The organism is Hymenobacter psoromatis (assembly GCA_001596155.1).
In the GTDB taxonomy this organism is placed as follows: domain Bacteria; phylum Bacteroidota; class Bacteroidia; order Cytophagales; family Hymenobacteraceae; genus Hymenobacter.
The window spans coordinates 3,209,361-3,223,272 of record CP014771.1; the positions used below are offsets into that span (position 1 = coordinate 3,209,361).

Annotated in this window: 13 protein-coding genes; 7 read left to right on the forward strand and 6 right to left on the reverse strand. The window is 60.6% G+C overall.

What is annotated here, in order from left to right:
• Positions 1 to 127: 127 nt before the first annotated feature.
• The 3 genes from A0257_13570 to A0257_13580 are packed head-to-tail and all read right to left on the reverse strand — an operon-like array spanning position 128 to position 3,601.
• On the reverse strand, positions 128 to 472 hold the full coding sequence (locus A0257_13570; protein ID AMR28016.1) for an addiction module toxin RelE: 345 nt from the start codon (positions 470 to 472) through the stop codon (positions 128 to 130).
• Positions 465 to 740 (reverse strand): hypothetical protein, encoded by a 276-nt coding sequence (locus tag A0257_13575; GenBank protein AMR28017.1) that lies wholly within the window; start codon positions 738 to 740, stop codon positions 465 to 467. The genes A0257_13570 and A0257_13575 overlap by 8 nt, the downstream gene beginning before the upstream one ends.
• A 47-nt stretch (positions 741 to 787) precedes the next feature.
• The gene (locus tag A0257_13580) at positions 788 to 3,601 is read right to left on the reverse strand and encodes an ABC-ATPase UvrA (GenBank protein ID AMR28018.1); all 2,814 of its coding nucleotides are present in this window, start codon (positions 3,599 to 3,601) and stop codon (positions 788 to 790) included.
• 557 nt (positions 3,602 to 4,158) lie between these two features.
• On the opposite strand from A0257_13580, the gene A0257_13585 reads away from it, so the two are divergent.
• The 3 genes from A0257_13585 to A0257_13595 all read left to right on the forward strand — a co-directional run bounded on the left by A0257_13585 (position 4,159) and on the right by A0257_13595 (position 6,271).
• Positions 4,159 to 4,527, forward strand: a complete 369-nt coding sequence (locus tag A0257_13585) for a hypothetical protein (protein AMR28019.1) — start codon at positions 4,159 to 4,161, stop codon at positions 4,525 to 4,527.
• Between the two features lie 134 nt (positions 4,528 to 4,661).
• Complete coding sequence (locus A0257_13590; protein ID AMR28020.1) at positions 4,662 to 5,150, forward strand: hypothetical protein; 489 nt, start codon at positions 4,662 to 4,664, stop codon at positions 5,148 to 5,150.
• Between the two features lie 302 nt (positions 5,151 to 5,452).
• Complete coding sequence (locus A0257_13595; GenBank protein ID AMR28021.1) at positions 5,453 to 6,271, forward strand: hypothetical protein; 819 nt, start codon at positions 5,453 to 5,455, stop codon at positions 6,269 to 6,271.
• 72 nt (positions 6,272 to 6,343) lie between these two features.
• Here the strand turns inward: A0257_13595 and A0257_13600 are convergent, their stop codons facing one another.
• Both A0257_13600 and A0257_13605 read right to left on the reverse strand, forming a co-directional pair.
• Entirely contained in the window at positions 6,344 to 7,981 is a 1,638-nt protein-coding gene (locus A0257_13600; GenBank protein AMR28022.1) for a hypothetical protein, read from the reverse strand.
• Between the two features lie 310 nt (positions 7,982 to 8,291).
• Positions 8,292 to 8,951, reverse strand: coding sequence for an epimerase (locus A0257_13605; protein ID AMR28023.1), 660 nt, complete (start codon positions 8,949 to 8,951; stop codon positions 8,292 to 8,294).
• 130 nt (positions 8,952 to 9,081) lie between these two features.
• On the opposite strand from A0257_13605, the gene A0257_13610 reads away from it, so the two are divergent.
• The 3 genes from A0257_13610 (at position 9,082) to A0257_13620 (ending at position 10,497) form a co-directional block, all read left to right on the forward strand.
• The gene (locus A0257_13610) at positions 9,082 to 9,453 is read left to right on the forward strand and encodes a hypothetical protein (protein AMR28024.1); all 372 of its coding nucleotides are present in this window, start codon (positions 9,082 to 9,084) and stop codon (positions 9,451 to 9,453) included.
• Positions 9,454 to 9,763: 310 nt separating this feature from the next.
• Positions 9,764 to 10,069: a hypothetical protein gene (locus A0257_13615; GenBank protein AMR28025.1), complete on the forward strand. Its 306-nt coding sequence runs from the start codon at positions 9,764 to 9,766 to the stop codon at positions 10,067 to 10,069.
• Positions 10,069 to 10,497 carry a hypothetical protein gene (locus tag A0257_13620; protein ID AMR28026.1) on the forward strand — a complete coding sequence of 143 codons (429 nt, stop codon included), beginning with the start codon at positions 10,069 to 10,071 and terminating at the stop codon, positions 10,495 to 10,497. The genes A0257_13615 and A0257_13620 overlap by 1 nt, the downstream gene beginning before the upstream one ends.
• Before the next feature lie 54 nt (positions 10,498 to 10,551).
• On the opposite strand, the gene A0257_13625 is transcribed toward A0257_13620, so the two are convergent.
• Entirely contained in the window at positions 10,552 to 11,955 is a 1,404-nt protein-coding gene (locus tag A0257_13625) for an asparagine--tRNA ligase (protein AMR29764.1), read from the reverse strand.
• Positions 11,956 to 12,205: 250 nt separating this feature from the next.
• Between A0257_13625 and A0257_13630 the strand changes: the two genes are divergently transcribed.
• Positions 12,206 to 13,813: an RNA polymerase sigma-54 factor gene (locus A0257_13630; protein AMR28027.1), complete on the forward strand. Its 1,608-nt coding sequence runs from the start codon at positions 12,206 to 12,208 to the stop codon at positions 13,811 to 13,813.
• Positions 13,814 to 13,912: the final 99 nt, after the last annotated feature.

Genomic DNA, 13,912 nt, shown 5'->3' on the forward strand with positions numbered 1-13,912 from the left:
GTAGGGGTAGGGAGCTTCACACTAACTGCTTTGCCGGAAGCTAGGCGGCCGGCTCCTTGTTCTTAGCCCTGACCTACGCGTGCACCCTCGTCCCGGCCTTGCACCGGGTAAGCGGGCGCGCTTTTCTTCAAGCCGGTGGCAGTTCTTGTTGCAGCAGCTTCAATAGCTCTTCTTTGGCAATGCTGGCGGCTTCCGATTTGTCATAAATCGTTACCAGATAAACGGTTTCGCCTTCGACGGTTTGCTCCACGTAGTAAGTAATGACTCGGAAGCCACCGCTTTTGCCCCCGCCCTTGCTGGCACTGGCCAAGCGGATTTTGTAGAGGCCCGCACCGAGGCTTTCGCCTTGGGTAGGATTTGCTTCCAGGCTAGTGGCAAACTGTTGCAGTTCGGCGAACAGCGAACGGTACTTTTTGTATAACCGCTTTGCTCGGCGGTTAAACTCTACAAGTGGAATGACTAGCCTACTCATCAGCTTCGAGTTCGGCAAATAATTCTTCCAGCGTAGATAATCTTGCTTTGCCGGCTTTTAACAGCTTAACCTGCTCAATACTAACATGTAGCGCCTCCATCGAAATACTGATGTGAGTATCCGTATCTCCATCGTCGTCCTCGTCAGCCGTGGGGGTAGGCGGGCGGGCGGCGGGCGGGCTGTCCTGCACGATAAGCTGTTTGAATTGCTGCTGAATACGTTTGGGCAGCACTTTGTACTGCTCAAACAAAACCTGGGCGGTGGTCATCGTGCAAGGGGTTAGAGAAGTGAATTTACGACGAAAACAACTGCGCGCTACGCATACACGCTCGTCTTCAGCTCCTCGGCCAAAAAGCGCGAGGTATGCCCCTTGCCGCTCTTCGCTACCTGCTCGGGGGTGCCTTGGGCCACGATGCCGCCGCCGCCCGCGCCGCCCTCGGGGCCAATGTCAATTACGTGGTCGGCCACTTTTATCAGGTCGAGGTTGTGTTCGATGATGAGCACGGTGTTGCCCTTGTCGGCGAGTTTGTGGAGCACGTCGGCCAGGTGGCGGATGTCCTCGAAGTGCAGGCCGGTGGTGGGCTCGTCGAGGATATAGAACGTCTTGCCGGTATCCTTTTTGCTGAGTTCCGTGGCGAGTTTCACGCGCTGGGCCTCGCCGCCGCTGAGGGTAGTCGCCTGCTGGCCGAGCGTGAGGTAGCCCAGGCCCACATCAGCCAAGGTCTTGATTTTGCGCAGAATGCGCGGCTGAAATTCGAAGAACTCCACTGCCTTTTCCACCGTCATATCCAGAATATCGGTGATGCTTTTGCCTTTGAAGCGCACTTCCAGCGTTTCGCGGTTGTAGCGCCGGCCCTTGCAGGTTTCGCAGGGCACGTGCACGTCGGGCAGGAAATTCATCTCGATGGTGCGGATGCCGGCGCCCTCGCAGGTTTCGCAGCGCCCGCCGCGCACGTTGAACGAGAAGCGGCCGGGGCCATAGCCGCGGATTTTGGCCTCCGCCATCTCGGCAAAAAGCTGGCGTATTTCGGTAAACACGCCGGTGTAAGTCGCTGGATTCGAGCGCGGTGTGCGACCAATGGGCGACTGGTCCACCTCAATCACCTTGTCAATCAGCTCCAGGCCTTCGAGGCTGCCGTAGGCCAGCGGCTCGCGGTGAGCGTTGAAAAAGTGCTGATTCAGAATCGGATAGAGCGTGTCGTGAATGAGCGACGACTTGCCCGAGCCGCTTACCCCCGTGACGGCGATGAGCTTGCCGAGCGGGAATTTAGCGGTTACGTTTTTGAGATTGTGTCCCTTAGCTCCCTTCAAAATCAATTCCTTACCCTCCCCTACCCGCTTCTTTTTGCGCAACTCGATGTGGCGCTTGCCGCTGAGATAGTCGGAAGTGAGCGAGCCGGAATTGAAAATCTGCTCGGGCGTGCCCTCGGCCACGATGTGGCCGCCGTGAATGCCCGCGCCGGGGCCAATGTCGAGCACGTGGTCGGCGTGCATAATCATGTCCTTGTCGTGCTCCACCACAATCACCGAGTTGCCAATGTCGCGCAGGTGCTGCAAGGCCTTGATTAGGCGCTCGTTGTCGCGCTGGTGCAGGCCAATGCTGGGCTCGTCCATAATGTAGAGCACGCCCACGAGCTGGGTGCCAATCTGGGTGGCGAGGCGAATGCGCTGGCTCTCGCCGCCGCTGAGCGTGCGCACTGAGCGGTGCAGGCTGAGGTAGTCCAGGCCCACTTCGAGCAAAAAGCCGATGCGCTTGCGAATTTCCTTCAGCAGCTCGCGGGCAATGAGGTTCTGGCGGTCGCTCAGGCGGTCCTCCAGACCCACGAACCAGGCCGATAACTCGTTGATATCCATCACCGACAACTGGCCGATGTGGTGGTTGGCCAGCTTGAAGTGCAGGCTTTCCTTTTTGAGGCGGTAACCGTCGCACACGGGGCAGGTTTGGGCCTGGGTGTACTGCTGAATCCACTCCCGGATGCTGTCGGAATCGGACTCCATCTGGCGGCGCAGGAAGGGAATGATGCCCTCAAACGGCTCCGTATAAAGGGCTTTCGCATCGTCGGCCTCGTCCTGCGTGATGCCGTGGAGCAGACGCTTGAGCAGCTCGGGGTCCATCTTTTCAATGCTGGTATTGAGGCTGGCCTTGTGCTTTTTGAGGATGAGCTGCAATTGCTGGAAAATCCAGATGTCGCGGTACTCGCCCAGCGGCGCGATGGCCCCGCGGCTGATGGTCAGCTTGGGGTCAGGAATTACGGTTTCCTCCGTGATTTGCTGCACCTCGCCGAGGCCCGCGCAGTGCGGGCACGCGCCGTAGGGCGAGTTGAAGCTGAATGTGTTAGGTGCCGGGTCGTCGTAGGCGATGCCCGTTTCGGGGTCCATGAGGAAGCGCGAGAAGAACTGGGGCACGGCCTTGGTGCCCTTGCCGTCGGGGTCGAGCACCAGCATGGTGCCCTTGCCGTGGGTCAGCGCATTTTGCACCGAGCCCGAGAGGCGAAACCGGTCCTCTTCCTTCACCACCAGCCGGTCAATCACGATTTCGATGTCGTGAATCTTGTAGCGGTCCACCTGCATTTTGGGCGTGATGTCCAGGATTTCGCCATCGACGCGCACTTTGGCGAAGCCGAGCTTGGCAATTTTCTGGAAATCTTCGCGGTAGTGGCCTTTCCTACCCTTCACCACGGGGGCCAGCACGACGAGCTTTTTGCCATCGTAGTGCCGCAGGATGTAGTTGATAATCTGGTCGTCGCTCTGCCGAATCATCTTCTTGCCCGTGGCGTAGCTGTAGGCCTCGGCGGTGCGGGCGTAGAGTAGGCGCAGGAAGTCATATATCTCAGTTATGGTGCCGACCGTGGAGCGCGGGTTGCGCGAGGTCGTCTTCTGCTCGATGCTGATAACCGGCGACAAGCCCTCGATTTTATCGACATTGGGCCGCTCCAGCCCGCCCATGAAGGAGCGCGCGTAGGCCGAAAACGTCTCCATGTAGCGCCGCTGCCCCTCAGCATAAATCGTATCGAAGGCCAGGCTCGACTTGCCCGAGCCCGAAATGCCCGTGAACACCACCAGCTTGCCGCGCGGAATCCGCACGCTCACGTTCTTCAGATTGTGCTCGCGCGCGCCATACACCTCGATGTAGGGCGTGTCTGGTGCTTGGTGCTTGGTGCTTGGGGCTGGGGGGGGGGTAGGGAATCGGGCGTTTGGTGCGCCTCAGCCACGGCCAGGCCGGCGGGCGCGGGCTGGCGGCCCACGGGCAGGTCATGCAGTAAGTCAGGGCCTTGCCTTTCAGCGACTTCCACTAGCTCAGACTCGGTAGCGGCGGTTAGGATTTCGGCCGCGTGGGCGGCTGGCCTGGCGGCTTTTTTAGGAGCTGCTTTGGTTTTGGTAGGCGCGGGAGCGACAGGAGCGGTAGCCGTTTTTTTAGCCATGCGGGCAAATCAGAAGAACAAGCAAAGGTATAGGCACGGGCCGGCGGGCGTGGCAGCAAACTACGTTTTTTGCCCCTACCCCCTGCCAGCGGGCCGATTGTAGCTAACAAGCTTAGGCGGTGTTTGGTGCGGCGCATTCGCATTCATCTTTTACACAGGCCCGTTTCGTTCTTTTGAGGCAAGACGCATTGGCGGCCTCTTTTGCCCGGCACTCCCTCTTTCACTTCATTTTTACGACCCATGTCAACGCGTATTCATCCCGCTTTGCTGCGCGCTTTTTTTGTCGGCTTTTTGCTCTTGCTGACTACTCGCTCGTCGTGGGCGCAGGTCGGGCCGGTAGCGCCGCACGGGGATGATTTTCTGACGGTTACGACAATAGATGGCTATACTAAAAATATCTCCAAAATACTTATCACGCCCGCATTTCAGGAGAAAACGGAGATACAACTTGAGGATTTGGGCAATTCTAGTTTTTCCATAGAAAAGAACCTGGCTACTATTCAGCGTAATACTTTAAAAATCAATCAACAGCTGAGTGACTTAACTGTCGCAGGCTGGGAGCTGGTAGAAGCTCATACAGTAACAATTTTTGCACCCACCACCCGCTACCTCTTCCGCAAAGCCCGGCCGTAACTCAGCAGGCGCTTGGTCGGCACAACCGGCCTCTTCGTCCGCAAACTGCCAGAGTTGATAAAGTTCAGGCGGAAAACGGCACCCGGCTTGCCATGTTGGGAGTATTACCCACACCAATTCCTTCCTTTTCACTCATGAACTTCCAACCCAAAGCGCTACTGCTGGCCGCTGGCCTGGCCTTCGCCGGAGCCGCCGCCCCTACCGCCGCCCACGCCCAGATTGGCGTTAATATCCAGCTCGGCCACCCGGCCTGGGGACCCGCCGCCCCGGTAGGGTCGCAATACTACTACGTGCCCGAAATCGACGGATATTACGACTTGCAGGCTCACAACTATATCGTGCAGCACAATGGCCGTTGGAACCGCCTGAACAGCGTGCCCGGCTACAACACGGCCAATTTCCACCCGGTGGTAGTGGACTACCGGGGCCGCCAGCCCTGGGAGCAATATAAAGACCACCACGCCCGCTACTATGGGAGGCCCGGCAATGGCGGCCCAGGTCGCGGTGACCGCGGACGCGACAACCGCGGACGCGACAACCGCGGACGCGATGACCGCGGACGCGATGACCGCGGACATGATGACCGCGGACGTGACAACCGTGGGCACGATGACCAGCATTAAGCCGGTACTACTAAGCGGTTAACAAGCAAAAGAAGCGTCCTAAAGGGCGCTTCTTTTGCTTGTTAACCTTTTTCTAAGTTGGCGCCGGGGCCGCGTGATAGCGCCGCCTACCCCCCACCGCCGGCTCAGGCCCCGCTTAGTGGGCGAGGCTTTTTTATCAAGTAGGAGCTGCTTGCCGGCGTTGGTCGGCACATTTAGTTGATTCAGCCGTAAAGTGGGGGTAGCGCTGCCCCTAACCAGAATCCGGCACCCTACTTGCACTTATCCTATTCAGAAGCTCACTTGCCATTTTCTTGTCAACCATGAAACTCCGCCTTCGTTTTCTTGCTTTCGCGCTTGGCACCGGCCTGGCGTTTGCCGCCCCCACTGCCGCGCAGGCGCAAGTGAGCCTGGGCGTTAATATCGGCATCCCGCCGTGGGGCCCGCCCGTGCAGCAGGGCACGCAGTACTACTACATCCCGGAGATTGACGGATATTATGACATCTACAACGGGGTGTACATCGTGTTCGATGGTCAGCAGTGGACGCAGGTGCCTTACCTCGACGGCTACGACCCCTACTACTTTCACCCGGTGCCGGTGAGCTACCGAGGCGCTCAGCCCTGGCTCAACATCGGCACCTATCGCCAGCGCTACCCCCAATACGTGACCGTGTACCGGGGCGGCGGCTATGGCGGTGCCGGCCGCTACAACGGCCACGAATACGGCGCGGGCCGGGTATATGGCTACGACCGGGGTGGCTACGGCGGCAACCGGGGCGGCTATGATAACCGCGGCGGCAGCTATGGCGGCAACCGGGCCGGCTTCGATAATGACCGAGGCGGCGACCGGGGTGGCTTTGACAACGACCGGGGCCAGCGCGGCAACTACGCCACACCGCAGAGCCGCGTAGATGGCAACCGGGGCGGCCAACCCAACTATGGTGGCCAGGGCCAGCCCAGCCGCCAGCCCAACTTCGGTGGTCAGGGTCAACCCGGCCGTCAGCCCCAGCCAGGCGGCCAGCCCAGCTACGGGGGCCAGGGCCGCAGCCCTGGCCAGAGCAACCCCGGTGGCGGCGGGCAGCGCGGTGGTGATGGCGGCGGGCAGCGCGGTGGCGATGACGGCGGCCGCCGGGGTCACTAAGTAGCCCGGTTTATTCCTGAAAAAGCCCTGCGTTATCATCCTTGATAACGCAGGGCTTTTTGCTAAGCTGCTTTAGCTGATAATAGCTCCGTTCAGCTCAGCCCACTTCCTATCGGGGCTTAGCTCGGCGGGGGAGGGTAGGCGGCCTTGACCTAGCAGTTCGGCGATGTAAATCATGTCGGCATCGCGACCCATGCTGGCGGCGGCCACCACGCGCCCCTCCAGCACATAGAACGCCAGGAAATCCTGTTTGGCCACCTCGCCGTGGTAGATGATGTCATCCCAGCGCTCGGCGTGGCCGGCGTAGCGCAGGCTCTTGCCGTATTGCTGCGTCCAGAAAAAAGGCGCGGCCGTGTATTTTTTCTGCTGGCCCAGCATATTGCGGGCGGCCGTCTGGCCGTGCTGCTGCGCCACCCGCCAGTGCTCGATGCGCGTGGGCTGGCCGCTGGCCGCCAGCGGAAAGCGGGCGCTGTCGCCGGCCACGTACACGCCAGGCGCGGCCTGCAAACAGGCATCGACCAGCACGCTGCCGTCTTTTTCCAGGGAAAAAGCGTCCCGCAGGAAATCGGTGGCCGGGCGCACGCCCACGCCCAGCACTACTACGTTGGCGGGCAGGCTTTTGCCGGCTTTGAGTTGCACCCGCGCCACGTGGCCGCCCTCGCCGAGCAGGGCCGTCGCCTCGGCTTCTACCTCAAACCGGACGCCCTTTTCTTCGTGCATATTGCGAAACATCGCCCCGATTTCGGGACCCAGCACGCGCTCGAAAGGCACTTTTTCCTGGGCCACTACCGTCACTTGCCGGCCCTCGGCCACGAGGCTGCTGGCGGCTTCCATCCCAATAAAGCTGGCCCCGATAATGACCACGTGGGCCGCGCCCGCCGTGGCCGCCAGCAGCGCGTCGGCGTCGGCTTGCGTGCGCAGGGGCAGCACGCCCAGCAGGTCGTAGCCGGGCAGCTTGGGCAGCAGGTGGGGGGTAGTGCCGGGTGCCAGCAGCAGCTGGTCATAATGCAGCGGCGGCTGGCCTTCGAGGCTGATTTCCTGCTTCTTCAGGTCGAGGCCCGTGGCGCGGGTAGCGGTCAGCAGCTCCATCTTTTGCGCGGCATAAAAATCGGCCGCGCGCAGGGGCAATGCCGCCGGCTGGGCCTTGCCGGCCAGGTAAGCTTTGCTGAGCTTGGTGCGGTCGTAGGGCGCTTTTTCATCAGCCGACACCACCACTACGCGGCCCGCGAAGCCCTCGCGCCGCAGCGTCTGGGCCGCGAATTCGCCGGCCGCGCCGCCGCCCACAAGCACAAACGTGCGCGCATCGGCCGGGGCCGCGGCGGCCGGTGGGGGCGTGCCGCCCACCTCGGCCGTAGGCGTGGCCTCGGGCTTATCGGCGCTGGCGGGGGGGGTAGGCGGCACCTGCACCAGGATGCGCCCCCCGGCCTCGCGCACCGGAAATGTCGGCAGGTCGTCGAGGGCGGGCGGCTCGCAGAGGTAGCCGCTGTCCACTTTGAAGCAGGCGTGGTGCCAGGGGCAGATGAGCTTACCATTCAGCACTTTGCCTTTTTCCAGCGGGGCACCATAGTGCGGGCAGTGCGCGGCAAATGCGTGCACCTGGCCCTGCTGCCGGGTCAGCAGCACCTGGGGGCCGTCGTGGGGGGTAGGAAAAGCCTTCAGCGCGCCTTCGGGCAGGCTGGCGGCATCCGTGAGGTCGAGTTCGGAGGGCATGGCGGACGATTAAGAATGAAGTACTTACTGCAACGAGGGCAAGCAAACGGAGTTGGGCATTAGACCTTAAAAAAGCGACCAGCCCGGTCGCTTTTTTAATTCAATATTCATCAGGCAGGTTAAAACTCCGCGTTTTGGGAAAGCGTGGAAATGGAATCACGTCGCGGATGTTGGTCATGCCCGTCACGAACAGCACCAGACGCTCGAAGCCTAGGCCGAAGCCGGCGTCTCGGCAACGGGACCGAGCGCATACCAAGGGCATAAAAGATACTGGCTTCCATTGAGTTGGCTAACTCAAAAGCTGGTCCGACTATTTTTTCTCCGCCAGCAGCGGGGCCTTGCGCAGAAACTCATCACCTTCCAGGCAATCCACCATAAATTGGGCGAGCCGCTGGCGACTGATGGCGAAGGGCGAAGGCGTTTTATCGTATTTCACGACCAGCTGGCCCGTGGTTTTGTGGTTGTTGAGGGCCACGGGGCGGGCAATGGTCCAGTCCAGGTCGGACTGCCGGAGCAGGGCTTCCTGGGCATCGTGGTCGGCAAAGGTCAGCTTGAAGTTGGTCAGCCTGATTGCCAGGCGCATGTACCACGGCGCATACGGCCACGAGTCACCGACCCCGATGGAGGATAGCGTCACGATGCGCCTGATACCCTGTTCTCCCATCGCTGTGATGGTGTTGCGCATCGTCGTTTCCAGGGTGTGGCGCGGCGTGATTTTCTTGAATGAGACAGCCTCGGAATCGCTCAGGGCGCTGAGCGCGCTGATAACCGCGTCGCAGCCCTGCATCGCCTGGCGCACGTCGGCCAGGTTCGTGGGTAGGCCCCGGATAACGGTCAGGTGGTCAGATTTTTGAGTCAGCTTCTCCGGGCTGCGGACCAGGGCCGTCACGGCATAGCCTTGTTGCAGGGCGTAGGCAACCAGCAGCTCGCCCGTGCGGCCCGTGGCCCCATAAAGCAGAATACGTTTCATAAAACTTGAGGATGATTCGGTTAACCAGCCGGCCTTTGGACTGCCGACTACGAAGACAAAATTGCCTCAGCCAGTTGGTAGCTTTGGTATCAATTACCGAAAGGATACCGGTTACCAAAACAATACTCGTATGTTCGTCTGCCCCGGCTCCGCGGCCAAAAGCCAACCCCAAGCCGTGCGCGACACGCTGGAGGTTATCAGCGGCAAGTGGAAGCTCGTTATTTTGGCCGCGCTGCTGGCCCGCCCGTACCGCTTCAAGGAGCTGAGCCGCGAAATCGGCATCTCGCCCCGCGTGCTGTCCAAAGAGTTGCAGGAGCTGGAGGCGCACCAACTCGTGAAGCGCACCGTCTGCAACACCCGGCCCATCACGGTCGAGTACGCGAGCACCCCGCACAGCCAATCGCTGCTGCGCGTGGTGCAGGCCATGAGCGACTGGGGCTACCTGCACTACGAGACTATAATAGGCAGCAAAAGGGCCGACGACCCCGCACTAGGCAGCTAGGGCGCGCCTAAATTTCCGCGTTTTTTGGGAAGCACGGGAATGGAATGACGTCGCGGATATCGGTCATGCCCGCCACGAACAGCACGAGGCCGGCTGCCGGGTCAGCACCTGGGGGCCGCCGTCGGGGGGGTAGGGAAGGCTTGGAACCGGCCTTGGGGCCGGTTGGCGATGGCAGTAAGGTCAATTTCGGTGGGCATGAGCGGTGGAGAAAGGAGGTGCTGGCTCCACGCTAAGCCAGCCGGCCGGGTTGGGTGGCCCGAACCTTCGGGCGGGGCCGCGCCGTTAGGGGACTGCACGCTACCTTGTTGCCATGAATGCCGCCATTGAATCATCCGTGCCCGCGCTGCCCACTGCGGTGCCGGCCAAAACGCCCACGCTGGAAGAGGCCTTGTCTTCCGTGTTAAAGCTCAGTCCGGCCGACCGGCTGGAGGTTATCGCCCGGCTGGCGCAGTCACTGCAAGCAGCAAGAACTGAGGTGGACACGACTGCGACAACAGCCACGTTGCCGAGCTTCGTCGGTGCTTGGGCCAGCGACTTAGAGGCCGACCAGATGGAGGCTGCTATTCGGACTGGCCGCTATTTCAACGAAAAACCCGAGTTGCAGCAATGGCCTTAATGTACTTACTCGATACCAACGTTTGCGTCAATCTGCTGCGTGCTAATTCGGCTACCGTTGTAGCCCGCTTGGCCCAGGTTGGGGTTACGGCCTGCGCTATTTCTGAAATTACCGAAGCTGAGTTGCGCGTCGGAGCTGAAACCAGCCAGCGCCCGGTTTATCAACACGCTCTTATTGACCAACTTATTGAAGCATTCACCATACTTTCTGTTGCCCCGGCCATCAGAATCTATGCTCGTGAATGCGCCCGCTTGCAGACTACCGGGCAGCTCATTGACAATTTCGACCTGCTCATCGGGGCCACCGCCATCGTCAACGGCCTCACAATGGTCACCAACAACACCCGGCACTTCCAGCGCCTGCCGCTGCCAGCGCTGGAGGACTGGACGCAAGCCCCTGACATTGGTGAGAATCCAAACGTAGCCTAAACTACCTGGCCCGTCGTCTTACCACGGAGGCAAGCAGCATTTTGATAATCCGGCTTAAAACTCCGCGTTTTTGGGGAAGCGCGGAAACGGAATAACGTCGCGGATGTTGGTCATGCCCGTCACGAACAGCACGAGGCGCTCGAAGCCCAGGCCGAAGCCGGCGTGCGGCGCGGTGCCGAAGCGGCGCGTATCGAGGTACCACCACAGCTCGTCGGTGGGCACGTGCATCGCGGCCATGCGGGCTTCGAGCTTGGCCAAATCCTCCTCGCGCTGCGAGCCGCCAATGATTTCGCCGATGCCGGGAAATAGCACGTCCATCGCCCGCACGGTGCGGCCGTCCTCGTCCAGCTTCATATAAAAAGCCTTGATTTCCTTGGGATAATTGGTCAGGATAACCGGCTTTTTGAAGTGCTTTTCTACTAAATACCGCTCGTGCTCGCTCTGCAGGTCGGTGCCCCAATCCACGGGAAACTCGAATTTCTGCTTCGCCGCCTTCAATATTTCCACCGCCTCAGTGTAGGTGAGGCGCTGGAAGGCGTGCTCGGTCACGGAGGCCAGGCGGCCCAGCAGCTCCTGGTCGTAGGTGTCGTTCAGGAATTGCAGGTCGGCGGCGCAGTGGGCCAGCGCGTAGCGCACCAGGCTCTGGAGGAAGTCCTCGGCCAGGTCCATGTTGTCCTGTAAGTCGTTGAAAGCCACCTCGGGCTCAATCATCCAGAACTCGGCCAGGTGGCGGGCAGTGTTCGAGTTTTCAGCCCGAAAAGTCGGCCCAAACGTGTACACGCTGCCCAGCGCCATCGCCGCCAGCTCGCCTTCCAGCTGCCCGCTCACGGTGAGGTTGGTCGGCTTGCCGAAGAAATCCTGGCCGTAATCCACGGCACCATCGTCGGTGCGCGGCGGGTGCTCGGGGGGTAGGGTCGTCACCCGAAACATCTGGCCCGCGCCCTCGGCATCGGAGCCCGTGATGATGGGCGTGTGGACGTAGAAAAACCCGTGGTCGTTGAAATACTGGTGAATGGCGAACGCCAGCGCGTGCCGGATGCGCAGCACCGCCCCGAAGGTGTTGGTGCGCGGCCGCAGGTGCGCGATTTCGCGCAGGTGCTCCAGCGAGGTTGCCTTTTTTTGGAGGGGGTAGGCCTCGGGGTCGGCGGTGCCGAGCACGGTTATTTCGGTGGCCTGAATCTCCGACGACTGGCCCTTGCCCTGGCTGGCCACGAGCTGGCCGCGCACCGCGATGCACGAGCCGGTGGTGACTTCCTTCAGGCTTTCTTCGGGAAATTTTTCGGCATCGGCCACTATTTGGAGGGTAGCGAGGCCCGAACCGTCGTTGAGGGCGATAAACTGCACGTATTTGTTGCCCCGGCGGGTGCGCACCCAGCCTTTCACCAGCACTTCGCGGTTGAGGTCGGGGCTCGTAAGCAGGTCTTGGATGCGGGTGCGGCGCGGCTGGTCGGCGGGCATGGCGGGGGTTTTTCGTTGATTATTTTTTCGATTTTCGTTTGGCATAAGGGCTTTGCGCAGAGACTAGCAGCGAAAAACAACGTACGAAAAACGAAAAGTACTATGCCCGCAAAGGTAAAGCCCGGCTTTATGCCCCCATGCTACGCCGGTCAGAAATCGGCGGTAGTACCTTACGACCAATTATGGCGTACTTGCGCAATTCTATCTTAAATGTATTGCCAAATCATTTTTCTATTTTCGTCCTATTTTTATGCAACGCCTTGATTTAAAGCAGCTTCTATCACAACGCCTGTCGCCCCAGCAAATTCAGTTTATCAAGCTGCTGCAAATTCCGACGGCCGAGCTGGAAACCCGCATCAAGGAGGAGATGGAAGTGAACCCGGCCCTGGAGGAAGGCGACAACGACGAGGCCGACGAGCGCGACGACAGTGCCGACGACCCGGCCGAGGCCGACGACCCTAACGACTCGCTCGACAACGACGATAATACGCTGGATGAGGACTTTAGCCCCAGCGAGCCGTCCGACGACAGCATGATTCCCGACGACTACGCCGACGAGCGCCCCGAGCCCGCCGCCGAGCCCGAGGCGCTGGGCATCGACAACGATAACCACGACATTGACATCAGCGACTACGTTAATGACGACGAAATCGCGGGCTACAAGATGCAGGGCGACGGCCCCGGCGACGAGGAAGAGCGCGAAATGCCGCTGGCCGACAACAGCAGCTCCCTGCACGATTCGCTGCTCGACCAACTGCACTTTGCCCGGCTCAGCGAGCAGCAGCAGCTCATCGGGGAGCAGCTCATTGGCTCGATTGATGGCGACGGCTACATCCGGCGCGACCTGGCGGCCATTGCCAACGACCTGGCATTCAGCCAGAACATCGAGGTAGCCGAGCCCGAGATTGAGTCCGTGCTGCGCGTTATCCAACAATTTGACCCGCCGGGCATCGCAGCCCGCGACCTGCCCGAGTGTCTGCTCCTGCAGCTGGAGCGCCGCAGCCAAGACGAGGACACATTGAACGCCGAGCGCATCCTGACCGAAACTTTCGAAGAATTCACCAAAAAACACTACCAGCGCATTCAGCAAAAGCTTGATTTAGAAGACGATGAGCTGAAAGACGCGGTGGCCGTCATTCTCAAGCTGAACCCCAAGCCGGGCGGCAACGGCCCCGTGAACGCCGGCCGCGGCAGCGGCGGCGGGGCGCAGTACCTCATGCCCGACTTCATCCTCACCAACGACAATGGCGAGCTGAACCTGACCCTGAACGCCCGCAACGCCCCCGAGCTGCGCGTGAGCCGCGACTACCGCGAGATGCTCCAGACCTACGACAAGGCCTCCAAAAAGGACCAGAAAATGAAGGAGGCCGTGAGCTTCGTGAAGCAAAAGCTCGACTCGGCCAAGTGGTTTATCGACGCCATCCGGCAGCGCCAGAACACGCTGTTGCGCACCATGTCGTCCATCGTGGACCTGCAGCGCGAGTTCTTCCTCACCGGCGACGACTCAAAGCTGCGGCCCATGATTCTCAAGGACATCGCGCAGCAGATTAGAATGGATATCTCGACCGTGAGCCGGGTCGCCAACTCCAAATCAGTGCAGACCGAGCACGGCATCTACCCCCTCAAATTCTTCTTCTCGGAGGGCATCGCCACCGATTCGGGGGAGGACGCCAGCAGCCGCGAGGTGAAAAGCATTCTGCGCGACCTCATCGGCGGCGAGAAAAAAGACCACCCCCTCAGCGACGACAAGCTGGAAAAAATGCTGAACGCCCGCGGCTACAACATCGCCCGCCGCACTGTGGCCAAGTACCGCGAGCAGCTCAACATTCCGGTGGCGCGCCTGCGTAAGGAACTGTAGGGCAAGCTTTAGCTTGCCAGTGACTTAAAGCTAACCCCGCCTTTCTGCGTCTGGCAAGCCAGCTGTATAAGCCCCCTTTCTTTTGGAGAGGCCCAGGGG